The sequence below is a fragment of the Arcticibacter sp. genome, from assembly GCF_053551015.1.
This window is the reverse complement of sequence record NZ_JBMQOB010000022.1, coordinates 112,645-138,287: the sequence shown is the minus strand read 5'-3', so window position 1 is coordinate 138,287 and position 25,643 is coordinate 112,645. Positions and strand designations below refer to the sequence as shown.

The 25,643-nt window shown below is 46.0% G+C and carries 14 protein-coding genes and 1 tRNA gene; 13 read left to right on the top strand and 2 right to left on the bottom strand.

The genetic code is table 11. The features are described from left to right. The first annotated feature begins 39 nt into the window (after positions 1-39). Both atpA and atpG read left to right on the top strand, forming a co-directional pair. Positions 40-1,614 carry a F0F1 ATP synthase subunit alpha gene (atpA, locus tag ACO1NU_RS15855; RefSeq protein WP_448819475.1) on the top strand — a complete coding sequence of 525 codons (1,575 nt, stop codon included), beginning with the start codon at positions 40-42 and terminating at the stop codon, positions 1,612-1,614. A gap of 64 nt (positions 1,615-1,678) precedes the next feature. Beyond that, positions 1,679-2,569 carry an ATP synthase F1 subunit gamma gene (gene atpG, locus ACO1NU_RS15850; protein WP_448819474.1) on the top strand — a complete coding sequence of 297 codons (891 nt, stop codon included), beginning with the start codon at positions 1,679-1,681 and terminating at the stop codon, positions 2,567-2,569. Between the two features lie 128 nt (positions 2,570-2,697). On the opposite strand, the gene ACO1NU_RS15845 is transcribed toward atpG, so the two are convergent. Beyond that, complete coding sequence (locus ACO1NU_RS15845; protein WP_448819473.1) at positions 2,698-3,111, bottom strand: hypothetical protein; 414 nt, start codon at positions 3,109-3,111, stop codon at positions 2,698-2,700. A gap of 188 nt (positions 3,112-3,299) precedes the next feature. On the opposite strand from ACO1NU_RS15845, the gene ACO1NU_RS15840 reads away from it, so the two are divergent. From ACO1NU_RS15840 to ACO1NU_RS15830, 3 genes are all read left to right on the top strand, one after another. Continuing rightward, the gene (locus ACO1NU_RS15840; protein WP_448819472.1) at positions 3,300-4,292 is read left to right on the top strand and encodes an aldo/keto reductase; all 993 of its coding nucleotides are present in this window, start codon (positions 3,300-3,302) and stop codon (positions 4,290-4,292) included. A 65-nt stretch (positions 4,293-4,357) separates the two neighbouring features. After that, complete coding sequence (locus tag ACO1NU_RS15835; protein ID WP_448819471.1) at positions 4,358-4,579, top strand: hypothetical protein; 222 nt, start codon at positions 4,358-4,360, stop codon at positions 4,577-4,579. Positions 4,580-4,648: 69 nt separating this feature from the next. Further along, entirely contained in the window at positions 4,649-5,311 is a 663-nt protein-coding gene (locus tag ACO1NU_RS15830; RefSeq protein ID WP_448819470.1) for a hypothetical protein, read from the top strand. 3 nt (positions 5,312-5,314) lie between these two features. Here the strand turns inward: ACO1NU_RS15830 and gldB are convergent, their stop codons facing one another. Beyond that, positions 5,315-6,346 (bottom strand): gliding motility lipoprotein GldB, encoded by a 1,032-nt coding sequence (gldB, locus tag ACO1NU_RS15825; RefSeq protein ID WP_448819469.1) that lies wholly within the window; start codon positions 6,344-6,346, stop codon positions 5,315-5,317. A 23-nt stretch (positions 6,347-6,369) separates the two neighbouring features. Between gldB and ACO1NU_RS15820 the strand changes: the two genes are divergently transcribed. From ACO1NU_RS15820 to ACO1NU_RS15785, 8 genes are all read left to right on the top strand, one after another. Continuing rightward, positions 6,370-6,990, top strand: coding sequence for an outer membrane beta-barrel protein (locus ACO1NU_RS15820; protein ID WP_448819468.1), 621 nt, complete (start codon positions 6,370-6,372; stop codon positions 6,988-6,990). Between the two features lie 37 nt (positions 6,991-7,027). Then, entirely contained in the window at positions 7,028-8,668 is a 1,641-nt protein-coding gene (locus tag ACO1NU_RS15815) for an NAD+ synthase (protein WP_448819467.1), read from the top strand. A gap of 30 nt (positions 8,669-8,698) precedes the next feature. After that, positions 8,699-9,208, top strand: a complete 510-nt coding sequence (locus ACO1NU_RS15810) for a glutathione peroxidase (RefSeq protein ID WP_448819466.1) — start codon at positions 8,699-8,701, stop codon at positions 9,206-9,208. Between the two features lie 94 nt (positions 9,209-9,302). After that, positions 9,303-9,377, top strand: a tRNA-Val gene (locus tag ACO1NU_RS15805). A 715-nt stretch (positions 9,378-10,092) separates the two neighbouring features. Next, positions 10,093-10,356: a hypothetical protein gene (locus ACO1NU_RS15800; protein ID WP_448819465.1), complete on the top strand. Its 264-nt coding sequence runs from the start codon at positions 10,093-10,095 to the stop codon at positions 10,354-10,356. A 73-nt stretch (positions 10,357-10,429) separates the two neighbouring features. Then, positions 10,430-18,760, top strand: a complete 8,331-nt coding sequence (locus tag ACO1NU_RS15795) for a PKD domain-containing protein (protein ID WP_448819464.1) — start codon at positions 10,430-10,432, stop codon at positions 18,758-18,760. Positions 18,761-18,762: 2 nt separating this feature from the next. After that, positions 18,763-19,797, top strand: coding sequence for a PorP/SprF family type IX secretion system membrane protein (locus ACO1NU_RS15790; RefSeq protein ID WP_448819463.1), 1,035 nt, complete (start codon positions 18,763-18,765; stop codon positions 19,795-19,797). Between the two features lie 59 nt (positions 19,798-19,856). Beyond that, positions 19,857-25,643: a beta strand repeat-containing protein gene (locus ACO1NU_RS15785; protein WP_448819462.1), complete on the top strand. Its 5,787-nt coding sequence runs from the start codon at positions 19,857-19,859 to the stop codon at positions 25,641-25,643.

Here is a 25,643-nt window from a genome sequence, read left to right as displayed (position 1 = left end):
TAATAAACAGAGTTAAAAACAAAATATTAATATAAAACTATGGTAGAGGTAAGACCAGATGAAGTTTCGGCAATTTTGCGTCAGCAGTTGTCAGGCTTTAAATCAGAGGCTGAACTTGAAGAAGTAGGTACCGTACTGCAGGTGGGCGATGGTATTGCCCGGGTTTACGGACTAACCAAAGTTCAATCAGGAGAACTGGTTGAATTTGACAACGGATTACAAGGTGTTGTTTTGAACCTAGAAGAAGACAACGTCGGTGTCGTGTTGCTTGGTTCTTACGATGAGATAAAAGAGGGTGACACTATGAAGCGTACTAGAAGAATCGCTTCTATCCAGGTAGGCGATGGCATGCTTGGTCGTGTTGTTAATACATTAGGTCAGCCAATCGATGGCAAAGGACCTATCACAGGAAAGACATACGAAATGCCGATTGAGCGTAAGGCTCCAGGCGTTATCTACCGTCAGCCTGTAACAGAGCCACTTCAAACTGGTATTAAAGCTATCGATGCGATGATTCCTATCGGTCGTGGTCAGCGCGAGTTGGTTATCGGTGACCGTCAGACTGGAAAAACAGCTGTATGTATCGATACCATCATCAACCAGAAGGAATTTTACGAAGAAGGAAAGCCGGTATATTGTATTTACGTAGCGATCGGTCAAAAGAATTCAACTGTAGCAAACATCGTTCGTACTTTAGAGGAGAACGGTGCGATGGCTTACTCAATTGTAGTAGCTGCGTCAGCTGCTGATCCTGCTCCTATGCAGTTCTTTGCTCCATTTGCGGGCGCTGCGATTGGTGAGTTCTTCCGTGACACAGGACGTCCTGCGTTAATCATTTATGATGATTTATCTAAGCAGGCAGTTGCTTATCGCGAGGTGTCTTTGTTACTCCGTCGTCCTCCAGGTCGTGAGGCTTATCCAGGTGACGTATTTTATCTACACAGCCGCCTATTAGAGCGTGCAGCTAAGATTAACACATCTGACGCCATTGCGAGAGATATGAACGATTTGCCAGAATCTCTGAAGGATGTGGTAAAAGGCGGCGGATCTTTAACAGCGCTACCAATTATCGAAACTCAGGCAGGTGACGTATCTGCATATATCCCGACAAATGTAATTTCAATTACAGACGGTCAGATCTTCCTTGAATCCAACTTGTTCAACGCCGGTGTAAGACCAGCGATCAACGTAGGTATTTCTGTATCACGTGTAGGTGGTAACGCCCAGATCAAGTCGATGAAGAAAGTTGCCGGTACGTTAAAGCTAGATCAGGCGCAGTATCGCGAGCTGGAAGCGTTCTCTAAGTTCGGTTCCGATCTTGATGCTGCAACTAAAGCCGTCCTGGATAAAGGTGCAAGAAACGTGGAGATCTTGAAACAAGGTCAGTTCTCTCCAGTGTCTGTTGAAAAGCAGGTTGCAATAATCTACGCCGGATCAAAAGGACTTCTGCGTCAGGTGCCTGTGAACAAAGTGAAGCAGTTTGAAGCGGAGTATACTCAGCAACTCGAAGTAAGACACCCAGAGGTGTTGAAGAGCTTAAAAGCCGGTAAGTTTGATGATTCAATCACCGGGGTTCTTGAAACTGTAGCAAAGGAACTTGCTGCGAACTACTAGTTCGTGCTCTCAAGTCCAGAAGTGCATTCTTGTTCTTCTGGGCTTGAAGTTTAAATTTTAAAAAATGGCTAATTTAAAAGAAGTAAGAAACAGGATCGCGTCTGTAAGTTCAACTCAGCAGATTACGAAGGCTATGAAAATGGTTTCTGCTGCGAAGCTTAAGCGGGCTACGAATGCGATTGTTCAGATGCGTCCCTATGCAACTAAGCTGAAGGATATTCTGAGTAATCTCTCTGCCAGCCTGGAGAACTCCAATTCTCCGTTCATCCAGGAACGTGAACCTGTAAGGGTTTTAATCGTTGTTGTATCTTCTAACAGAGGCTTAGCAGGAGCGTTCAATGCGAATGCAATAAAAACTGCAAATGTCCTTATTGCTGAAAAGTACGCTGAGCAATTTCGTAATGGCAACGTAAGCATTTTGGCTATTGGAAAGAAAGGCCAGGATTTCTATGAACGTCGTAAATACAGAACCATCGGAAACCATTCTGAATTGTTTGCTGACTTGTCTTTCGAGAACGTCTCGGCAGTTACGCAGTCGATAATGGACGGTTTTGTCAATGGAGATTATGACCGCGTTGAAGTAGTCTACAATCAGTTCAAGAATGCAGCTATGCAAATTTTGACAGCAGAGCAACTGCTGCCATTACCTAAGCCGGCTGCACCCACTGACAAAGGACCAGTAGGTTCTAAAGTGGATTATATTCTTGAGCCTGTTCAGGAAGAGATTGTGAGTAGCTTAATTCCTAAATCAATCAAAATACAGTTGTACAAAGCCGTATTAGACTCTCATGCTTCTGAGCATGGAGCGCGGATGACTGCAATGGATAAGGCAACTGATAATGCCGGAGAACTTTTAAGGTCACTGAAGTTATCATACAATCAGGCGAGACAAGCTGCTATTACAACCGAATTAACGGAAATTGTAAGTGGTGCTGCAGCGCTTTCAAACGGGTAAGAAATCATATTCGTATATAAAACAACAAGGGCCCTTACGCACGTCGTAAGGGCCCTTGTTGTTTTAGCTATAATTTAAAATTTAGGAAGCTTTTAGGCCATCAACATAGGCGTCTTGTCATGCAGGAGTTATTTAATTATCTCGATTATTTCAACACCTCTGCACTTTTCGCAAACCGGCTTACCGTTAACTGCAATTGATTGCACGTCCAATATTTTGCAGCAACCACTTTTAGCGAGCTTGGAACGAATTTCTATTTTATCTGTGGGGTAATCTTTGAAGTTTAAGGTGAACGTTTCATTTCCTGATGACAATACAGTCACATACTTGTTGTTCAACTCAGTGCTATCGATTTTCAGTGCGAGAGCCGTGCTATATGAAGTACTGCTAATGGTTAAATCTGACAGTTTAAATGTCGATTGTTTATTGAGGAGATTCCTATTAGTCGTTTTGTCTACCAGCTTTATCTTCAGCGTCGCCACCGGTGCCGCGCAGAGAGATGCCTCGCAGAGCGTTTCTTCGGTAGTACAACCAAGCATCATTAAGCATGAAGATAGAAGTATCGTAGCTGCTTTTCTTATCATTTTCTTTATTTACAGCCGATTACTCAGCTTTTTGTTCGTCTCGCTGTATCTATACGAAAATACTTCCTTATATGCGACAATCAGAAAACTGATACTTCCGTGAGAAACTTAATTTTGCGGCTGTTGTTTAGAGAAAAAGTAGACATATGGAATATAGAAAATTAGGCGAATCAGATCTGGAAGTCTCGGTAATTACATTTGGTGCATGGGCAGCCGGAGGATGGATGTGGGGCGGAACAGAGAGAAGCGATTCCGTGAAGGCTATACAGGCATCCTATGAGGAGGGGGTTACATCCATTGACACTGCGCCTATTTACGGACAGGGATTCAGTGAAGAAATAGTGGGCGAAGCTATCAAGAGCATTCCTAGAGACCGGGTGCAAATATTGACCAAGTACGGCATGAGGTGGGACCTCAAAAAAGGAGATTTCGGTTTCAAGTCAGAGAATAATCAAGGAGAGGCAATAGACGTCTATAAATACGCAGGAAAAGAAAGCATTATCAAAGAATGTGAAGATAGTCTCCGCCGATTAGGAACGGATTACATAGATCTTTATCAGATACATTGGCCAGACATTACCACTCCCATAGAAGAAAGTATGGAAGCTGTACAAACCCTCATCCAGCAAGGAAAAGTGCGTTATGCGGGCGTTTGTAATTATGATGAAATGCAGATGGAAGAAGCGATGAAATCAGTTGATCTGATATCTAACCAAGTGCCTTACAGTATGGTAAACCGCGGGATCGAGGAAGTCGTAGTACCTTTTGCTCTCTCACATAAAAAATCTATAATAGCGTACAGCCCCCTTGAAAGAGGTTTACTTACAGGGAAGATTAAGCCAGGACATCAGTTTGCTCCAGGTGATCACCGGGCAGACTTGAAGTACTATCAGCCGGACAATATCATCGCGGTAAACGCCTTCCTGGAGAAGATAAAGCCTATAGCTGATGAAAAAGGTATCAGCGTGGGACAACTTGTACTCAGATGGACTGTGGATAAGCCGGGAATTACTATTGCACTGGCGGGCGCGAGGAATGCTGAACAGGCCGTACAGAATGCAAGGGCATTAAACGTTAAACTTTCTGTTGATGAGATGTCTTTTATAAATTCCAGACTTGATGAGCTTGAGCTGGTTTGATGCTTTTATAGAATAGCATTAGATTATTTTATCTAAGTTTGTAACTTAGCACAGCATTAGAACAAATGGAAAATACAAACAGAACTACACGTAACATCGGCGAGCAAAACGCCAACGCGAATAATCCTGCACACTATCAACTTCTTACTATCGGCATCGTGATCACGATGATCGGTGTGCTACTACGTTTTTTTGGTGACTGGTCTTTAATTGATGCAGTTTCAAATTTGATCCTGGTAGTAGGGGTAGGTATTTGTCTACGAGCTGTTTATAAAGTACTGCAATAAAATATATTTATTTACTCCATCTTTATGGAATAAATAAACGAATGACATCATTTAATCGTTAATGGTTTTATGATGAAGCGATTAGTGTTATTCCTGGGCCTCTGTGCCCCGCTTATGGCTAGTTCTCAAACGAAGCCAAAGCCAAAAGTTATCGAAATCAGCAAGCTTGTTATCGACAAGCGCGACTCATACGAATTTTCCTCAAAGGACTCAAGTGTATCTATTTTCATAGATACACTTGTTATGCGTCCGAATGCTAAGATTCAGTTTCTGAACAAGAAGGATGTCAGCATGGTCGTCCGCCATGCTATTATAGACAAGGGCGCCTGGATCGGCGGGAATGATGGTAAAAATAATGGTACTAATGTCAAGCTTGACATACACTTTGCCAGCTTGAAAGACCTGCAAATAAATGTTTCCGGGCAAGATGCCAAGAATGCCAACCGGAAGTTCGATAATGGAAATGGCGGAAACGTTACTCTCAACTATCTCGCATCAGGAGTTAAGCCGCAAATTCAAACTTCCAAACAGTCGGCCTATATAAAGATCAACAATCGGGGGGGAGGCTATCATACCAATCCACAATCAGATCTTGCGGTAATATTCGGTCAGATCAGATCCGGCTCCCCGGGAAGACCTTTGGGGCAGTTGGCAAACGGAAGAGTATATTCCGGAGGGTTAGGCATAGACGGTAAAACGATTATTCAGGCTGTCAACACACTTGCCCAATAAGCACTACTTAGGTTTATAATGAGAGTCAGTTAAGATCTGCTGGTAGTTCGTGTTTTTCATCAGCTCCGGCAGATCTATATGCTCATTTCTCTCCATATACTTCTTCACAATCTGCCATCCTATGTACAAAGCAAGCTTTGGCGCAGACTCATTTCTCTCGCCAATGCCGGGCGTAAAAGGAGCCTCTGTAAGAAACTTTTGGATCTTCATGTAGTCGCTTTCATACAGTAGATTCCGTTCAAGAAAATAGCCCCATATATCTGCTTCATACTTGTCTGCCCATTGTTGCTGTTCACCTGTATAGTTAATGATCAGGGAATCGGGGACGTTTGGTAATACAGACTGCATGAAGAACAGGATTTTTCCGTTATAAATCATTCTGTCCATCAGCGTATTCAGGTTATCAGGTTCTGGAAACATGTCTTCTCGTACAAAAGTTTCGATTACCCGTGGAGTGATATTTTCGGGAGTGAACCTTCGGGAAATATACCTCGGAATACTCTGTTGCAAGGCCGGATAGAACTTCGAGTCAGCGCCCAGAAACATGTCCAATCCAATTCCGATATACTTCTCACCCAGGGGGACCTGAACCCCAAATCCGGAAAAGAAAGAGATTATACGAGGCACTTCCACGGCAGGCTGATAGTAATTAATGTGCTTAAAGGCGTCGCGAAGCTCCTCTTCCTTTCCACTTAGATCTTTGAAGGTACTGGATATCTCGGCGTTTAGTGCGCTGAAGTCTTTGTTTTGAAGTATCAAGCGCATGTTAGCATAGTACGCCGTATCAGAAGTGCTCCCTGCATTGAGCATCCCTTCCACAAAGTCCCTGTAAAACGGTGAATATTTCTTTTCTAAAACCGGCAGAGCTTCAGCAATGTTCTCGGCTTGTAGTGTTCCAAGGTCTTTATCAAATCGTTCTATGTGGAGGTTCACGTCAATGTGACTTACATCGACCGCTTTTTTCCCAGTGCAACCAACCAGAAGTAGTGCAGTTAAAAAAAACGAGTAGATTTGGACAATTCTTTTGAATGACATAATTAAATTGAGAAAACGAAAATATGAAAAAACTTCTTTTTGCACTCCTTTGCATTGTTTCGCCATACCTTTCTTCGGCGCAGATATCGGGCAGCAATACACAGTTAGGCTTTACTGTGTCACCAAACCTTGGCTGGGTTTCAGGTGAAGGATCTCCTGGGGATGGTACCCGTGCAGGCGTGTCATACGGAGTACTTGCCGACTTTGCCTTCAGTTCTAACTACTATTTCGCATCGGGTTTCACTATTACCTCTCTCAATAGCCGGGCAGCCGGGGATTTTGGCTCGATAAACTACAAAGTCAGATATATTGAAGTTCCGCTAACGCTAAAATTAAAAAGTCAGCCAACTGACATAGGTCGTTATTACGGACAGTTTGGTCTAGGTACCGGGTTCAAGATCGGTGCTAAAGGCGACATTAGCGAAGGTCCAGGTATTCCAAAACGGACTGATGTAGATATCGCATCCGCTATCAACTTCTTTCGCTTAAGCATGATAGCTGGAGCAGGTGTTGAGTGGGAAGTAAACGGAAACCTAAATGTGATTACAGGTGTTACATACAACAGTGGCTTCACAACGATGAACAAGGATGGCGACAAGCTGAAGAACTCTTATGTTGCTTTAACACTCGGCGTCTTTTTCTAAAAGACAGCCACTTTTCAAACTTTTAAAACCCTTTCGCATGAAGATAGCTCTTGCCCAATTAAACTACCACATAGGTAACTTTGAAGCAAATACGAACAAGATCATCAGCATGATCAATAAAGCCAAAGCGGAGGGAGCTGACCTGATCGCTTTCGCTGAACTTGCTGTTTGCGGATATCCGCCACGTGACTTTCTCGAATTTTCAGAATTCATCGATCTCTGTGAGGAGTCTATAGCAAAGATCGCCGAAGCGTGTAGCGGGATCGTATGTGTAATTGGTGCACCAACCCGTAACGAACAGATTGAAGGCAAGGACCTGTTTAATTCAGCCTATGTAATAGAGGACGGAAAAGTGACATCAAGAGTCAACAAAGCGCTCCTCCCTAATTACGATGTTTTCGACGAGTATCGCTACTTCGAACCCGGACTTGTTTTCAAATGTATCGAAGTCAAAGGTGTCCGCATCGCCTTAACGATCTGTGAAGACCTGTGGAATATGAAAGATAATCCCCTTTATCTGATATCTCCGATGGATGAGCTGATTAAGGAGAAGCCTGCTCTGATGCTGAATATCGCGGCGTCACCGTTCTCATACGTGCACGATGATGATCGCGTAATGGTACTCAGTGAGAACTGCAAAAAGTATGACCTGCCACTTTTATATGTGAACCAGGTGGGCGCACAAACGGAAATTATCTTCGACGGAGGATCATTCGCATTCAACAAGCAAGGCGAACTTCTTCACCAAATGAAGTACTTTGAAGAAGACTTCCATGTTTTCGAGTTCGATGGCCAGGAGATACAAGGATTAGAACCAGTAACCTATCTTCCTATGTCTGACATAGAGCAGATTCATCAGGGACTGCTGCTAGGCATCAAAGATTACTTTCACAAGTCTGAGTTCAGCAAAGCAGTCCTTGGATTGTCGGGAGGAATAGACTCCGCTGTAGTATGTGCCCTTGCAGCAGAAGCACTCGGGCCGGAAAATGTAATGGCCGTTCTGATGCCTTCGAAGTACTCTACCGACCATTCAGTAAGCGACGCTATAGACCTTGTTAATAATCTGGGCTGCCAGCATTATACAATAGCAATCAAGGATGCAGCAGATGCATTTGAAGGGATGTTGGAGCCCGCGTTTAAAGGATTACCCTTTAACACTACAGAAGAAAACATTCAGGCGCGATGCCGTGCTATCGTTGTAATGGCATTTTCTAATAAGTTCGGCTACATTCTACTTAATACCTCCAACAAAAGTGAGTGTGCAGTAGGTTATGGTACATTGTACGGTGATATGGCAGGCGCAATATCTGTTTTGGGAGATGTATATAAAACCCAGGTTTACCAGCTCGCGGAGCACATCAATCGTGATCGTGAGATTATTCCCCGCAACAGTATTGTAAAGCCACCATCAGCAGAGCTCAGACCGGGACAAAAGGATAGCGATTCCCTGCCCGACTATGATACACTTGATGCCTTGCTCTACCAGTATATCGAACTCAAGAAAAGCTCCAAAGAAATCATAGCACAGGGTTTCGATGAAGAACTGGTAAGAAAGACCCTTAAAATGGTTAACATGGCTGAATTTAAAAGATATCAAACAGCTCCGATACTTAGAGTATCGCCCAAAGCGTTTGGTATGGGACGAAGAATGCCACTTGTTGGTAAATATCTTTCTTAAGCGCATATTGTCAATTAACAAAATATCACGATGAAACTATTAACTATTCTCCTGATGACGCTGTTCTTCGCGCCAGCTAAGTCTGTTCACGATTTCAAGATTCAGTCTATTGATGGCCAGAGCGTCGATCTGAAGGCTTTCAGGGGCAAGAAGATATTGATCGTCAACACGGCTTCCAAATGCGGCTACACCAAGCAATATGCGGGCTTAGAGTCGCTCTCTAAGCAGTACAAGGATAAGCTGGTGGTAATTGGATTCCCGGCCGACGATTTTAAGCAGGAACTTAGCTCCAATGAGCTGATCAAGGAATTTTGTGAGGCAAACTATGGCGTGACTTTTCTGCTGAGTGATAAAGTAACCGTTAAAGGTGAGGGTCAGGCGGATCTGTTTAAGTATCTTACAACCGCAGCAAACCCTGATTTTACCGGAGACATTAACTGGAATTTTGAGAAATTCCTCATCGACGAGAACGGTAAACTTATCCATCGTTTCAGGTCTAAAGTTGAGCCTTTGTCAGCAGAATTAACAAAGTATCTGTAATCCAGATCAGTATCTCTTTTTTAAAATTATTTTTTGCAAAGTACATTTATGATAATATATTTGCAATCCCAAACCGAAACAAGGTAGGGGAAAAGGAGGCTTAGCTCAGCTGGTTCAGAGCATCTGCCTTACAAGCAGAGGGTCACTGGTTCGAACCCAGTAGCCTCCACAGAAAGCGGGAAGACCTAATAAAGTCTTCCCGCTTTTTTTTTGCACCTCACTTATGGTAGTGAATATCTGGGAACTGGTTATGAATGTTGCAGATTAGGTTCCAAATAGTGGATCAGGTTTATAAAAAAGCAAAAACCCATCCACTGTCCTTAAAATACTTTTTATACCGCTTGATTCCCGGTTTCAAGATGCAGCCTGTATCTTTTCTCCATACTCTTATCAACGTACCTGTTTGCAGCATAGCGAATTCCGCTCTGCTTTTTGGCTTGTGTTGAGAGTGGCTCCCTAATGCCAGCAAAGGAGGAATGACATTCTACAGTCCAGCCATTTCAACGAATCATAAACGCATACACCCAGTTGTGGCTTTTCGGGCGGATGTAATCTGGCCAGCATCAAAGAAACTATTTTGTTACATGATTTTGCCGAAATCCCAAAGTAGATCCGGTTCGTTTATTGCCGGGACGATGTTTTAACTATAAACCGCATTTCAAGCGCAGCAACAGATTTCATTGCTACCTCTATTCCTCATTACCAGACTTAAAGACAGCAATAATGAGGGTGGTCTAATTAGATGTTCACATGCTGATGTGAAATTTTGTATAAATAATGTTCGAACATTTATCTATTAGTTAAATAATGTCACTCAATTAGGTGACCGTCGTCACATTTCCTATTCGCTTCCTTAATTAGTATTGCATCTTCAACAGAAGATTATGAACCTAAACAGCACCACCTATCAGGTACAAAGAGATGCCTATAGAAGATCGTCACGCCATGTGCCAACCGACCGAAACGAAAGCAGTCACCTGGTTGACAGTAATCCTATAGATAGCGATCTACATCGAACTTCTGCTGCCACGATTGATGAAGAGGACGGTGTTCCTTTGACATCGGCAGAGAATAGAGCGATATATCTGGCTGTACTTGCAGGACAAATGATTCTTGGCTTGATCATTTATGTTTTTGTAATCATGTAGACCTAAACTGAACCTACTTTCTTGCTCCCTCATGTTTAGGAAATTCATACTGAACTGTTCCTTCGTGCTGTTCATGCTAATAAGTTTTTCTGTGGGTGCTCAGGTAGCAACAATAGGGGAAACAGATCCTGGTCCTTACGCCCCGGGAAGCGATATCACAGTACCAATAGAGCTAAATCAAAGCCTTAAAAAAGGTTCCGCATTTAAGTTGTTTCTGTCGGACGAGCATGGGCAATTCAACACGAACAGTCCCATAGGTACTTTCGACAGTCACTTTACGACGTATATCAATGGAACGATTCCCTCTGGTTTACCACCGGGAACGTCCTATAAGCTGCGCGTAGGAGTCACGACTCCTGACGGACAATATTACGTCGACTATGCTAAAGCAATTCGAATTGTATCCGGCACAGCACCTCAGATTCGTATCGGGCCCACTGATAACAACAGGATCCTGCTTCCGGATAAGATGTGGGGATTTTGTTCAGGTGTTAAAGATGGCAACGAATTCGTTATCAAAAACACGTCATCTCCGAACGCCGTGGTGTCGGCTGTTCTGATGAACGACTATCAACAGTCTGAAGGGAAGGTATCATTTGACTTTTACGGTTCCAGCCTGTATACCCTGAAATTACGTGTGGGATACTACACCGTCTCATTCAAAGCCCGGTATCAGGATGTTGTATCTACAAAGAGCTATGTAATTCTGAACTCGCCGAGTAAGATCAGTTTGCAGTCTGATGGAAGCCAGATCGCTTGTATTCCCGACCCGGCGAGTAGCCCTGAAGGCACTGAACGTATCAGGTATTCAGTGAATATGGCCGCGCCCTCTCCGGAAAATCCCGGGAGCATGTTAGCCAATTATCCGGGACTTACCTACCAATTTGATTGGGGAGACGGTATAATCGACTATATCACACAAGGTGAACTAAAGACATCTGGAGGGGTTGTTCAACACCGTTATACCGAAAGTTCCTGCGGCAGACCAGCAATTGATCTTAAAGTTCCGGTATATAATGCTTATCAAGCTAATATTTTTGTTGTAGCCCCGTTCTGCACGGGCGCAAACACCCCCATTACAACGTATCCAAAAGTCTTCAGGTCGCCTGTTGCATCTTTCGATATACCTGGTCAGAGAGGATGCGTGAATGAAATCACCACCTTTACCAACCAAAGTATTCCCGGGCAATCAGAAAGTTCTGATGGTACCACTTGCACGAACTATACCTCTTATCTCTGGTATGTAAAGGAAAAATCAGAGCCTGAGAGTGCCTGGAAGGTATATTCAGACGATCTTCATTTTACACACCGTTTTCAACGAGTCGGAACATACAGCATCAAGCTCGTCGCTAGTAATAATAGCTGCCCGCCCTCTGAAAAGGTACTCGACGTGTGTATAGAAGCTGATCCTGTTCTCAATTTCGACTATACGCAAACGGCAGCGTGCTTGGTACCCGGCTCAGGCCCGGTTACTCTCACTACCGCCAACACCACCAAGCTAAACGGAGACTGTGGTGTAGCCTGGCTCTGGAAGGTTGTCGACGCAGAAACGAGAGCAGAGGTAAAGGACGGGATTAGTTTTATTGATCCTCAAAACGGTTTTCAACCTCGCATATCCGTTTCTACACCCGGAAACTATATATTGATCCTGGAATCTACTAATGCATGTAAGACTCTCACGTTTGAGAAGCCCTTCGTTGTGGCCGGCCCGCTTACGGTTAACTTGCCTGATCTTAATCCGAAATACTGCAAAGACTTTCCTTTTACTCTTGATTTCGAAAAGGACATCAACCTGAGACCGGTTTATACAGGATTCGCAAAGAACAAGATATACAAATGGGAGATAAGCGGAGGAAACTACCAGTTTTTAGACAATAGCCAGGCTAATGCGTATCCGGTAGTGAAATTTGAATCGCCAGGTATTTATGAAGTAAGTGTAACGTATGATAGTGAATGCGGTCGTCCTGTTAACGACAAGCTGATCCTCACTTTTTATGGTCCCATAACCAAAGACGCCGGACCCGATGATTACGTTTGCGATAACGTCCCAGGAAAGGAACGGACAACCTATCAGCTTCATGCCAACACTCCAGAGCATCAGGAGTCTGGTAAATGGACTGTCGTTGACGGGCCTTCTGATGCTTTCATCAGCGATGACAAGGGTCCGAACGCCATAGTGGCGGGTCTTATACCCGGTACTTACCATCTCCGCTGGACGGTCAGCAATGATGCAGGATGTGCTGAGTATGATGAAATGACCTTGACCGTTTATCCTAAGCCTGTTGCCGGAAAGTTGTCAGGCAATCAAAGCGTATGTAAAGGAACTGGCGGGACGCTGAAGCTCTCCGATTTTTCAGGGGCAATCGTTAGTTGGGAGTCCTCCGTAGACCAGATCAACTGGACGACTATTTCCAACGTCGCCGATGTATATCAGTTTCCGCCCATACAGCAAACTACCTTCTTCAGAGTGAACGTGGCCAGCGAAGGACGGATCTCAGGATGTCAGACTGTAGTGAGGTCAGAGCCTTTCGAAGTAAAAGCAGATCCTCAGACTGTAGGAGGAAAGACCAGCGGCGAGGCAATTTACTGCGTGGTATCCGCGGCAGGGAGCATCAGACTGGATGATCATACCGGGAATGTGCTGAGGTGGGAAAGCTCCACAGACGATGGAGCAAACTGGGTGCCCATTTCTTATACCGGAACTAATTTGAGCTATAATAAGCTCACCGTGTCAACCTTATTCAGAGCAGTCGTCAGGAGTGGCGAGTGTTCGGAAGAATATTCATCGGTAACGAGGATTGAAGTTATTCCATCACCTACTCAGCCGGATGCAGGGCCTGACCGGAATATATGCGCCGGGACTTCCTCCTTTACTCTGCAAGCGAACAAGCCTACAGTAGGAACAGGAACCTGGACTCAAATCAAAGGTTCTCCGGTGGTATTCGATGACGAGAAAAGAAGCGACGCTACTATCAGCGGATTACAAGACGGACAGCATTATGAGTTTGCCTGGCAGATCACAAATGGAATTTGCGGTAGCACTCCAAGCAATGTGAGTATCCATGTCCTTTCTCCCATTTTAAACACGATTAAATCAGACCGAAGTGTTTCCTGCAAAAACGAAGAAGTACGCTTAACCACTCAGACGCTCAGCGGAGGAGATAGCGAAGCTATTCCTGCCAGGTATACATTTAAATGGGAACAACAAGAGGAGGGGTCTACCACATGGCAGCCGGTAAAGGGAGCATCGGGAGAAGCCATCTCCGTATCTCCTCAGATCACCACAAAGTATCGCAGGCAGGTTAGTAGTTATGGGCAATGTGAAACAAGCAGTCAGATTATAGGAGTCATTATCAATCCGGGAGCACCCGAGTCAAACGCAGGTGAGAGTCAGGTCTTGTGTAATCAGTCTTCTTACCAGTTAAATGGAAACGACCCGGGCAGTTTTGTTGGCACCTGGAAAGATGTGAATCCAGACAGCAAACTGGTTTTTACACCTGACAGCCATAACTATCGTGCTACTGTAAGCAACCTCAGCCCAGAAAATTCATACACACTTGAATGGGTTATTTCCGGACTTGAGCCATGTCGCGACGAAAGCTCCAGGATGACTATTCAGGTAAGGAAGCCAGTCACTCAGGCAGTAGCTGGAGCAGATCAGAAAGTATGTATAGGGAAAGATAACTCAAATAACTTTACGGTGTTGGCCGGCAACCTGCCCGATGCCACAAACGGTGAATCGGGATTCTGGCGGCTGGTATCAGGGCCTGCGCCGATACAATTTTCAGATGTCAGTTCTCCAACCACCAGGATCGGCAATCTGGTAGAGGGCATTTATACGCTGGAGTGGAAATTAAAGACAGATGCACGGAGTAATGATTTAACTTGTCTTGAAAGCAGTGATCAGGTGCTCGTCTCGGTGATAGCCTATCCTACAGTAGGGAGAATAGGTTCTCCAGATATCGCTATATGTAAAGGAGAGGCGCCATCTGAAATGAGCCTTGGGCCGTATTCTCCGAAGGATGATCTTCAATGGCAGATATCCACAGATGGAAGTACGTTTGTTGATATTCCCGGAGCTACCGGCTTCAAATATGCCCCTCCTGCTCTTGATAAAACATCCTCGTTCAGAGTCAAAATTAGTCAGGCCTCTGACTGCGGCTTTTCGGTGCATAGCAACCAGGTGAAAGTACAAGTAGATGCGCAGTCGGTTGGCGGCGAACTCTCGCTTAGTAAATCAAAGATTTGTATCGGTGAGCCTATCAATCTGAAAGTCTCCGGTCACGTCGGTGATGTGCTCAGATGGGAACAGTCATTGGATGATGGGACCTGGACTCTTCTGGCCGGATTGAACGGACCATCAGTTACCTACCTGCCTCAGCAGAGTGCCCGTTTCCGGGCCGTGGTCAGGAATGGAGCATGCGTAGAAGTCTTGTCTACGGAGGCAGCCGTTAAAGTGCTGCCTAATGTTACACCTGCGAATGCTGGTTCCGACCAATATCATTGCAACACAGCTGAATTCCTTTTAGAAGGCAATATGCCTCAGGAAGGAACTGGTTCATGGAAGCAGATCAGCGGGCCAGTCTGTCATATCGGGGATCCATTGCGCTTTAATACAAAAGTAGCCGGAGCTTCCCCAGGGGTATATGTATTCAGATGGAGCATATCTAATAACGTTTGTGATCCAAGCGAAAGTGATGTGACCATATACAATTATCCGGCTATCGAAAACAAGATATCAGGAACTACAACTATTTGCAGCGGTCAAACGCTTACCATTTTCGGAGAAGCCCCTAAAGGCGGCAACACGATATATAGGTATCAATGGGAGATAAGCGAAGATGAACAGAACTGGGCGCCGGTTGTGAATGCAAGTCAGCGTGACCTGCGCTATTTGTTCATCCGCTCGGGATATGTTCGTCGTACGGTAAGCTCAGGGCCTTGTTCATCAATCAGTAACTCCATTTATGTGACAGTACAGCCGCCCATCGCAAACAATTTCCTTTCAGAAGAACAGGTTTTATGTTTTGGTGAAGCTGCATCTGTTATCAGCGGAAGCTATCCGACCGGAGGTGATAATCATTACACCTACAAATGGCAGTCCAGCGGAGACGGGCAAACCTGGCTTGATCTGGATAATGCTACAGACAAGGATTATACTCCGGGCATTTTGTCAAAGACAACATGGTTCCGCAGGCTTGTCGCGACTGCTCTTTGCAACGGAGAGCAGATGAACATTAGTGCAGGCGTTCGCATCGTTATTAATCCTTTGTCGAAAGCAGAGTTTTCGGCGCCTGTTTATCAATCGTGTGCTCCTTTCGAGCTAAAGAACGTCATACGCTTGACTCCTTACGAGGATCGTAATGCTGATTACGAGTGGTTTGCTGACGGCATCTCCATAGGCAAGGGAATGACGTTCCCCGGATATACGATCGAAGAAGATGGCGGGAAAGTAGTGATCAAGCTGGTGACGAAGAGCCGTTTCGGATGCAAAGAAGATACTAAGGAGCTTGAGTTCCGGACGACTAAGAACATTGTTGCCCGGTTCACCAAAGACAAGATGAAAGGTTGTGGGCCTCTGGGAGTAACGTTTACGAACACGTCGACACCATCGGGTGGAGGCGACTTTCTCTGGGATTTTGGAAACGGAAAAACATCTACTGAAGTACAACCCGGACGCATTGTCTTCGAAGCCCATCCAAATCATCGTGACACCACGTATGTCATTAGCTTAAAGGTAAGCTCTGGCTGTTTAACAACAGAATATCGTGATTCAGTTATTGTTCGTCCGGCACCAAGAGCAGCGTTCTCGCCCGACATCGTTGTGGGCTGTTCTCCACTAACAGTAAACTTCAGCAACCAGTCGGCAGGTGGTCCCGCCAGGTACTCATTCGACTTTGGCGACGGCAGCAAGAAAGAGATGAACGATAAAGAGCCGGTAAGCCACACCTTTTATTCGACAAAGACGGATACGATTACCATCAAACTCTTTGTTCAAAATGAATGTGCTATCGACTCGAGTACACATAATATTGTCGTTTATCCGAATACGGTCACACCTGAGTTGGTCGTTGATGGCAACCGGAAATTTGGATGTGCACCTTTCACAGTCAGATTCAAAAATAACTCCGTAGGGGCTAATCTGTTTCACTGGGATTTTAAAGATGGAAGTACTCAAACGACCTCCAGTGCACCGGCCTTTGTAGAACATACCTTTACCCAACCGGGAGTTTACGAAGTGAGCATGCTGGCAACCAACGGCTGCTCCTCCGGACTCACGAGCGAAGTAGTAACAGTGTATGGTGCGCCCACTTCACACTTTACCTTTGAAAACAAAACGTATTGTAAGAATGACCCGGTGAGGTTCTCTGTCGAGCCGGGTCCTTCTACGACATATTCGTGGGACTTTGGAGATGGAACCTTTAGCAATGAGGTAACGCCGAAGCATGTTTTCCCACACGCAGGAGTATATACTGTTCGGCTGACCGCGTTCCAAACACATCCCGACGGAAGCGTGTGCAGTAATGTATTTACCCGGCAGGTGGAGATTCTGGCGCTTCCTGTTGCAAATTTCACCAGCAATTCGTCTGCACTAAACTGTGCCCCGTTCACCATAAAGGTTAGCACAACTCCATCAGACGCTACTTCAGTACGTTGGGACTTTGGTGACGGCAGCAGTCCGTATAATATCGCTAGCGGATACAATGCTGAACATACCTACACGAAGCCCGGAATTTTCAAGATCACGGAGCTGGCCTTTAATGCGAATGGATGTGTAGATAGTGTAGCCAGGACAATCAAAGTGCTTGAGCGCCCGGTTTCAGGATTTACGGCTTCTGACTCGCTGATCTGTGGAACCTCAGGTCTTATCCGGTTTACCAGCAAGTCGGCCTCACAAATAAAAAACTCCCTCACATACAAATGGCTGGTGAATGGGAAGCAGGTTTCCACACAAGAGAACCTTGCTCATACGTTCACTGTGCCGGCGGGTGCTTCGCTGCCTTATACTTCCAAAGTACAGCTTATCACCTTTAATATTTCGGGATGCTCAGATACAAGCTCGCTCAACATAAAGAATAACCCTCTTCCGGTAGCTGCTTTTGAGTTAAAATCTGATAGAGGTTGTGCTCCATTTACTCTGGATATAAAGAATACGTCTTTGTTTGCAGATAGCTATTCTTGGTATTTAGATGGGCAGCTTGTTTCACGAGAAAAGACTCCCGCTCGGGTTATCGCCAGGCTGCAGGATACTACGTATTCTTTGATGCTCATTGTTTCAAATAAGTATGGTTGCAAAGTTGACAGCATACAGAAAACAGTCAATACCTATCCTAAACCGCAGGCGTATTTTACCATTGGAGATAGTCTGAGTTGCTACGGAAAACTTGAAGTCCAGATCAGGAATCTGAGTAAGCGCGCAATTTCTTACGAGTGGAACTTTGGGGATGGTTCTCCGGTGTCAACATCTGAGGCGCCGTCTCATATTTATGGGAAGCCGGGGACTTACCAGCTCCGGCTGACAGCGTATGATGGGCAATGTACCGATGTAATGACCCGAACAATCCGCATTGCTGCTGTCCCGCAGGCTGCGTTTGCATCTGACGTTCAAAGAGGCTGCTCGCAAATAACGGTGACTTTCGAAAACCGGTCTCTGCACGCTACCTGCTTTTTATGGGAATTTGGAGATGGAACGTCTTCGACGGAAGCAAACCCGAAACACAGGTACACCTTCAGTCAGGCATCCTACAATGTAAAGCTGACTGCATACGGAGAGTTCGGCTGTAATAATACATCTGTAAGGACACAGTACATAACAGTATCGCCGCCTCCTGTCGCCAGGTTTGATGTAATCCCTGGTGAGGTAGTGAAAGTTCCGGATTTCACCTTTGAATTCAAGAATACAAGCGACGGCGATATTAAGCAGTACGACTGGACGTTTGGTGACGGCGCAAAATCCTCAGAAGCAAGTCCTAGTCATACTTACCGCGAGCCTGGGGAATACCAGGTTACGCTCAAAGTAACTACAGAAGCCGGTTGTTCAGATGTTTTGAACAAAACCGTCCGGATTGAAGGTGTTCCGGGATATCTATATGTCCCCAGTGGATTTGAGCCGGCGAGTATGATCGTTGATTTAAAAACATTCTTACCGAAAGGTTCCGGAATAGCCACTTACTCCCTGCAGATTTTTAATAAATGGAGCGAGCTCATATGGCAAACGGATAAACTCGATGATAGAGGCAGTCCGATGGAAGGCTGGGACGGATATGCGGGAGGATCTCCCGCTCCGCAAGGTGTGTACATATGGAAAGTCCAGGCCAAGTTTATTGATGGATCTGAGTGGAAGGGAATGAAGTACGATAAAGGATCTCGCCGGACGGTAGGATATATAAATCTGGTACGCTAATCATGAAAAGAAAGCTGTTGTCAATTGCCGTTTTGGTAGTATGTGGATTAAGCAAGCTACAGGCACAGGATCATGTTTATTCTCAATTTTACAATGCCCCAAATTATCTGAACCCTGCGCTGAACGGACAATTCGAAGGGGATCTTCGAATAAATCTGATTTACCGAAACCAATGGTCGTCGCTTCCCGGCAACCAAACGTATCTGACCTTTTCAGCCGACTATAAAATGCCTTCCCTGGGTGGAGGCTTAGGGTTATTAGTAACGAGTTCGAATGAGGGTAGCGCCTACCTCAGAAAGCTGAACATCTCAGGAATCTATTCCTACAGTGTCGACTTTGACAACGCTGTTCTTTCTTTCGGTCTACAGGCGGGTTTTACCCAAAGAGAAATCGATTATAGCAAGATTGTTTTCGGTGACCAGATTGATCCCATAGATGGCATAATTCCAGGTGCCGTGTCAGGGGTTACTCTCCCTGAATATAACAACAAATACTTTTTCGATGCCGGGGCGGGCGCTAATCTGGTGGTAGGAAGTTTTATGGCAGGCATAGCTTCGCAGCATATCAACCGTCCAAACGAGTCGTTTACCGGGAGCAAAACAACGCTACCTGTGCGCATCAGTGCCCATGCAAGTTACCGGCTGTCCCTGGATCCCTATAACATGGATGATAACGCAGCTGCAGTCATCCCATCTGTGGTGATGTATACTCAGGCTAAGTCAAGTTCGGTCAGTACCGGCTGTCAATACAAGTATAAAGGAGCGAATGTGGGGTTGTGGTACCGGTCTGGTACTAAGGGAGGAAGCGATGCAATGGTGGTATCGCTCATTTTCGATCTGTTCGTTCGGAGAGACAGCTATGATAAGGTCAGGCTTGGAATGAGCCATGATGCTACTTTGTCCAAAATGCAATACGGGAATACCTCAGGAACATCAGAAGCAGCATTAAGCTACGAAACGACCTTGCCTTCACGGGCCAATACTTTTCCGGGAAGAAGCCGCCGGAGCAATAGCAGAAGGTGCCATGAATTCTACTAATCCAAAGCATTAATAAAAAAGCGATGCCAATTAAAACCATTTATAAAAATTGTTTCCTCATGAATAGAGTAGTTAAGTGTTTAGCTGTACTTATCGCCGTTTGCTGTGTATCCGTATCATATGCTCAGGTAGGAATAGGAACGGCCAACCCGGATGCAAGTGCTCAGCTGGAGGTTGTCTCCACGTCGAAAGGTTTGTTGATTCCCCGGGTGACAGCTTCACAACGAGTGAGTATCAGTAGTCCGGCAACAGGTCTCCTGGTTTATCAAACAGATGGATCTGCAGGATTTTACTTTTTCGAAAACGGTTGGCAGCGGCTTGTTAAGAATACGGAGTTGCCAGCCAGCGGAGGAAACAACGGGAATAGTATGTTAAGCGGATCCAGCAATCCGACAGCAGCAGTTGGCTCTAATGGCGACTTTTATATCAACACCAGCAGTTATATGCTATTTGGGCCTAAACAATCTGGTGCCTGGCCTTCAACAGGAGTGCCTATGACCATTGGCGGCCAGGACGTAAGCTCATCCGGAACAATAGCGATCACGAATGGAACGAAGGCGGCCTTGGCTCCGCTCAAGTTAGATCTCGCAGACAAAGCAGTCACTGCCCCTAAAATTGCTGACGCGGCTGTTACCGATAAGGCTCTGGATAAATTAAATATACCGCTAAGCGGCTTCGGGGCGCCGGCGGCAAATATTGGGATGGCAGGTTTCAAGGTAACGAACCTGGGAGTCCCGACAGGTAACAGAGATGCAGCGACGAAGAAATATGTAGATGATTTGTTTGCTAAAACTACTTCTCTTGATCCTGTGCTTAGCCTTGATGCAGCACATAATCTGTCAATCAAAGGAGGGAACTCCGTCAGCCTTGCAGACCTGAATCAATCGTTAAGCCTTTCAGGATCGGTGCTATCGATTTCTGGTCCACGTGGCAGCCATGTAGACTTAGCCGGATTGCTTAATGGAGTAACAACAGGCTCAGGTAGCGTGTTAGTACATGATGGTACACTAATCGGGAACGGTATTTCAGGAAGTCCTCTCGGAATAGCGAGTCAGGGTATCGATCCGCTAAAAATGGCCGGAATCACAAGCATGGGTACTACAGGGCAGGTGCTCTCAGCAAATGGGAGCGGTGGCTTTGTCTGGGCGAATGTGGCATCGGGAACAGGGCAGGGGAACATCACCGGGGTAAGCTCTTCGGGAGGATTAACAGGAGGCGGAACTTCGGGAAATATTACGCTGAGTATCGCTGATAACGGGATTGTCTTTGGCAAGTTGGCCACCATGCCTTCATTAACAATATTAGGTAATATGTCTGCCGGTGTGGCGAGTCCTGCACCAATAACGATGCCTCAGCTGAAAAGCTTATTGTCTCTCAGCGCCAGCGATGTGGGTTTAGGGAATGTGAAAAACGTAGATCAAACGAATGCTTCGAATTTGACTGCCGGCACTATCCCGTCGGCACGTTATGGTATAGCGAGTATCCCCGCATCTGCTATTATCGGAAATGGTTCATCCAGTAGTTACCTGAGGGGAGATGGTACCTGGGGCGCCATAGCTGCCGGGGGTACTGACGATCAAACAGCCTTGGAAGTTCCGATATCTCCTATCGCAGGTTTATCAGGAGCGGCAAATGTTCAAGCTGCACTGGAAGATCTGCAAGGGAAGATCGCAACAGCTTCAGCCGGTGGTATGACTGCCGTGAAGCATGATGCTTCCCTATTTACAGGAGATGGGAACACGACGAATCTGAGTATTGGCGATGGAAAACTAACGCTTGCCAAGCTCGCTGAGCTCGCGGGTAAAACCTTGCTGGGAAATAGCGGAACCGGTTCCGCCCGGCCTGAAGCTATCACGCTGGGTGCAGGCCTGAGTCTAAATGCGGGGGTATTGTCCCTCACCCAGGGTGTTCCGGGAGCAATCGGTGGAGATGTTATCTTAAAAGGAGAGAGTTACCTGACCCTAAGTGGTCAGGAGATATCTGCACACCCGGTTGACCTATCAGGTAGCCACGCTACCGGTATTTTGGGCGAAGGCAGATTTCCAGCGCTGAATGGCGATGTGACATCTACAGCCGGATCTTTAACTACGACGCTAAAGAAGGTGGGTACGGCAGGGACTTACAAGGCTGTGACCACTGATGCACAGGGACGGGTAATATCCGGCAGTAACCCGACCACTCTTGCTGGTTACGGAATTGTTGACGCTGCTTCTCTAACGCATACTCATGCAGTTGAGTCTCTATCCGATGTCTCTGTAGCCGCAAAGGCGCAGGGTGATGTATTGGTATGGGACGCAGCTACGTCAAGATGGGTTAACCGAAGTGTTGCGGCCGGTATTCCCAATGTAACATCAACTACACCGGGTTTGATGCTGCCTGTCGATAAGACGAAGCTGGATGGCTTATCTAATTACACGCTGCCAGCAGCATCTCCAACCATATTGGGAGGAGTGAAGGTGGGCAATAACCTTTCAGTTGACGCAAGCGGTGTTCTTTCCGCCAATCTAAGCACTGTAGTTAAAGCAAATACTCCGATAACAGGGGCTACAAAAACGAAGATCACCTACGATGCACAAGGATTGGTCACTAAGGGTGATGATGCGACTACAGCCGAAATTTTGGAGGCAGCAGATAAGCGGTTTGTTACCGATGCGCAGTTAGCAGTACTTAAGCAAACGAGCGGCGTAAACACGGGCGATCAGAACGCGAGTTCGGTCAGCATTACTTCCGCTAGCTCCACTAAGCTAGGCGCTGCCAACGTGGAAGCTGCTCTTATCAAAATAGTAGACAGAGTTGATGGAATCACTGCTGGCGGAGGGGGAATGACTTCTGTGGTGACGGATGCAACATTAAAAGGCGATGGAACTTCATCATCTTCACCTCTCGGCATTGTCGACAAAGGGGTCACGCTGGCAAAGCTTGCGGACCTGGAGAATGGACGCTTAATCGGGAGAACGACTGCGGGTACCGGAACGCCTGAAGCTATTTCGGTAGGAACCGGGCTTTCCTTAAGTGGAGGTGTACTAACTGCCACTGCAGGGAACCTGACCCGTCTTGGTCAGGATTATATCGATATTAATGGTCAGAATGTTACAGCGAAGGCGGTTGATTTATCTGGTGCTCATGCGACAGGAATCCTGGCAGGGGGAAGATTCCCCGCACTGACTGGTGATGTAAGCACCACTGCCGGATCGCTCGTTACAAAGATTGGTACGGGTAAAGTTACCAACGATATGTTGGCAGGGGGAATAGATCTTTCTACCAAAGTGTTGGGCGTATTACCAGGATCAAGCGTTCCGAAAGATCTTACGGGCACTACTGTGAACGGAGTGGTGCCATCTGTTTTGCCGGGTGGCGGTTTCACTATTAGTGGAGGGACACCTGCATCAACGCTTACAGTTCCGGCGAATGCTTCTGTTTCGGGAACCAATACAGGAGATCAAACGATCACTCTCTCGGGTGATGTTACGGGTAGTGGCACCGGACCCATCGCTACTGTCATCGCGAATGAGAGTATCCATCCATTAAAGTTAAAGAACATTAACACCAACGGAGCTGCGGGGCAGATGCTGGTGTCGAACGGTACAGGAGGATTCTCATGGACAACACCATCTAACGGAAGTGTCGCAGGGGTCAAAGGAGAAGGGGGCATATCGGCTGTCGTTGCTGCCGGAGAGGCGACTTTGAGTCTGAGTAATATCCCAACCCAGACTATTCTTGGAAATAAACAGACAACAGAAGCAAGGCCTGTTGCGCTAACCGGATCAGATGTTAAGTCACTCCTGAATCTGAATAAAGACGACGTGGGCTTATCGAATGTGGAGAATACTGCTGATAAGGATAAGGTTGTAAGCGATAAAACCGCGGCGGCCCTGGCTCTGAAGCTGGACAAGACATCTCTTGGTGCCGTAAACGGTGTTGCTTCGCTTGATGCAAGTGGCAAAGTTCCCAGCAGCCAGATCCCGTCGCTGTCTATCTCTACTGTTGAAGTCGTTAGCTCTGAGCCGGCGATGCTGGGCCTCACAACAGCTGTGGTTGGTAGTACCGTGGTACGCGATGATGTTAGCAAGACTTTCATCCTGAGAGCAACACCGGCAAGCGTATTGTCTAACTGGGTTCAGGTTTTGAGTCCAAATTCAGGGGTAGAATCAGTCAATACGAAGCAAGGGGCGATAACCCTTAGTAAAAGTGATGTAGGTTTGAATCTCGTGGATAATACGAGTGACATCTCTAAACCTATAAGCACTGCTACTCAAAATGCGCTGAACGCGAAAGAAGATAAGACCAACAAGAGCACAAATGTCCTGACTGATGCCTCATCAGATGAGAAGTATCCGTCTGTTAAGGCAATTAAAACGTATGTGGATGGAAAGGGGCTCCCATCAATCGTCTCAGCTGACGCGAATAAGGTCCTCACGGTTAATTCAGCAGGTACCCTGGCAACCTGGGTCGCAACTTCGGGTATGACTGCGGCTGATAAAGCTAAGCTGGATGCCATTCAAGCAGGAGCGAACAATTATACCCTGCCAACGGCAACTTCTTCCACTTTGGGCGGGATCAAAGTAGGTGCAAACCTGTCGGTAACTGCGGATGGAACACTCAGTGCAACCGGTTCAGGAATGACGAACATAGCGCCCAATACACTCCTTGGTAACAAGACCGCGGGATCTACTATTCCCACAGCTCTAAATTCAACTGAGGTGAAGTCACTGCTTAGCCTGACTAAATCAGACGTCGGATTATCAAGCGTGGATAACACGCCCGATGCAACGAAGAGTGTTCAATCAGCAGGCAGATTAACTATCCCTCGTCAGATTAACGGAGTCACCTTTGATGGAAGCTCAGACATTACGATTGCTACAGCTGATCCAACAAAGCAACCATTGAGTACTACGCTAACATCGCTTGCGCAGATTAACCAGTTTGGTTTGATCGCTTATACTGCTGATGGAAAGGTATCTCCCCGTACCATTGTTGCAGGGTCGGCGATTGACATTATCAACGGTGACGGTAAAAACGGCAATCCGACCATTGACCTCAAACCTCTTTCTACAGTAACGGCAGGAGACTACACTGCGGCCAATATCACGGTTGATCGATATGGAAGAATTACAAAAGTGGCAAATGGAACAGGAGGTTCAGGTTCGCCTGATCTTTCATATACAACATCTGCTACAAACGGTTTAATTAAAGCAGGAACAGGTGCCCCGGCCGAGATACCTGCAGGTTCAACGCAATCGGCCAGTTTGATGTTGCCGGCGGATAAAATTAAGCTGAATACGATAGATGCGATTCCTGCAACTGGCGCGGCAGGAAAAGTCTTAACTGTTAAAGATGACGGAAAGACTGCAACATGGGTTGCGCCTTCAGGAGGAGGAGCTAGCAGCAATAGGCCCCAAACATATTTTGCCGACAATGATAAAGAGGTTATCGTTAGAGGATGGGGCGAAAAATGTGCCTTCTCCAGAAATCTAGGAAATTTTTTACTTACGGTACCTGAGAATTCAACAGCGGATTATGTAAGGATAAACGTAGTCAACAAGGATGTACTTAATGATATATATTCGGTCACTGGGTTTATTCTCACAATTAAAGACTTGTCTTCCATCCCTGTCTGGAACACCGGTAAGAGTACTATAATGGTTCCGAAAGTAACCATCGTCACTCTGGGTAATATTTCGGATGTGCCTTCTGAGGATGACACTTTTGATTACCACAATGGGGGAGCGGGTAGTATTAACGTAATAAAATGTGAAGGTGGAGAGGTTAAGTTGTTTGTCAACAGCTTTCCTCAGTTTGACGCTGTTTCATCTCCGAGAGGATTCGCTGTTATATTAAGCTATTAG

Excerpts from the sequence above, each read along its gene's own strand:
- atpG (WP_448819474.1), top strand. The coding sequence starts at position 1,679 with ATGGCTAATTTAAAAGAAGTAAGAAACAGGATCGCGTCTGTAAGTTCA.
- ACO1NU_RS15845 (WP_448819473.1), bottom strand. The coding sequence starts at position 3,111 with ATGATGCTTGGTTGTACTACCGAAGAAACGCTCTGCGAGGCATCTCTC.
- ACO1NU_RS15785 (WP_448819462.1), top strand. The coding sequence starts at position 19,857 with ATGAATAGAGTAGTTAAGTGTTTAGCTGTACTTATCGCCGTTTGCTGT.
- gldB (WP_448819469.1), bottom strand. The coding sequence starts at position 6,346 with ATGTCATTCAAAAGAATTGTCCAAATCTACTCGTTTTTTTTAACTGCA.
- ACO1NU_RS15795 (WP_448819464.1), top strand. The coding sequence starts at position 10,430 with ATGCTAATAAGTTTTTCTGTGGGTGCTCAGGTAGCAACAATAGGGGAA.
- atpA (WP_448819475.1), top strand. The coding sequence starts at position 40 with ATGGTAGAGGTAAGACCAGATGAAGTTTCGGCAATTTTGCGTCAGCAG.
- ACO1NU_RS15810 (WP_448819466.1), top strand. The coding sequence starts at position 8,699 with ATGAAACTATTAACTATTCTCCTGATGACGCTGTTCTTCGCGCCAGCT.
- ACO1NU_RS15790 (WP_448819463.1), top strand. The coding sequence starts at position 18,763 with ATGAAAAGAAAGCTGTTGTCAATTGCCGTTTTGGTAGTATGTGGATTA.
- ACO1NU_RS15830 (WP_448819470.1), top strand. The coding sequence starts at position 4,649 with ATGATGAAGCGATTAGTGTTATTCCTGGGCCTCTGTGCCCCGCTTATG.
- ACO1NU_RS15800 (WP_448819465.1), top strand. The coding sequence starts at position 10,093 with ATGAACCTAAACAGCACCACCTATCAGGTACAAAGAGATGCCTATAGA.
- ACO1NU_RS15835 (WP_448819471.1), top strand. The coding sequence starts at position 4,358 with ATGGAAAATACAAACAGAACTACACGTAACATCGGCGAGCAAAACGCC.
- ACO1NU_RS15840 (WP_448819472.1), top strand. The coding sequence starts at position 3,300 with ATGGAATATAGAAAATTAGGCGAATCAGATCTGGAAGTCTCGGTAATT.
- ACO1NU_RS15815 (WP_448819467.1), top strand. The coding sequence starts at position 7,028 with ATGAAGATAGCTCTTGCCCAATTAAACTACCACATAGGTAACTTTGAA.
- ACO1NU_RS15820 (WP_448819468.1), top strand. The coding sequence starts at position 6,370 with ATGAAAAAACTTCTTTTTGCACTCCTTTGCATTGTTTCGCCATACCTT.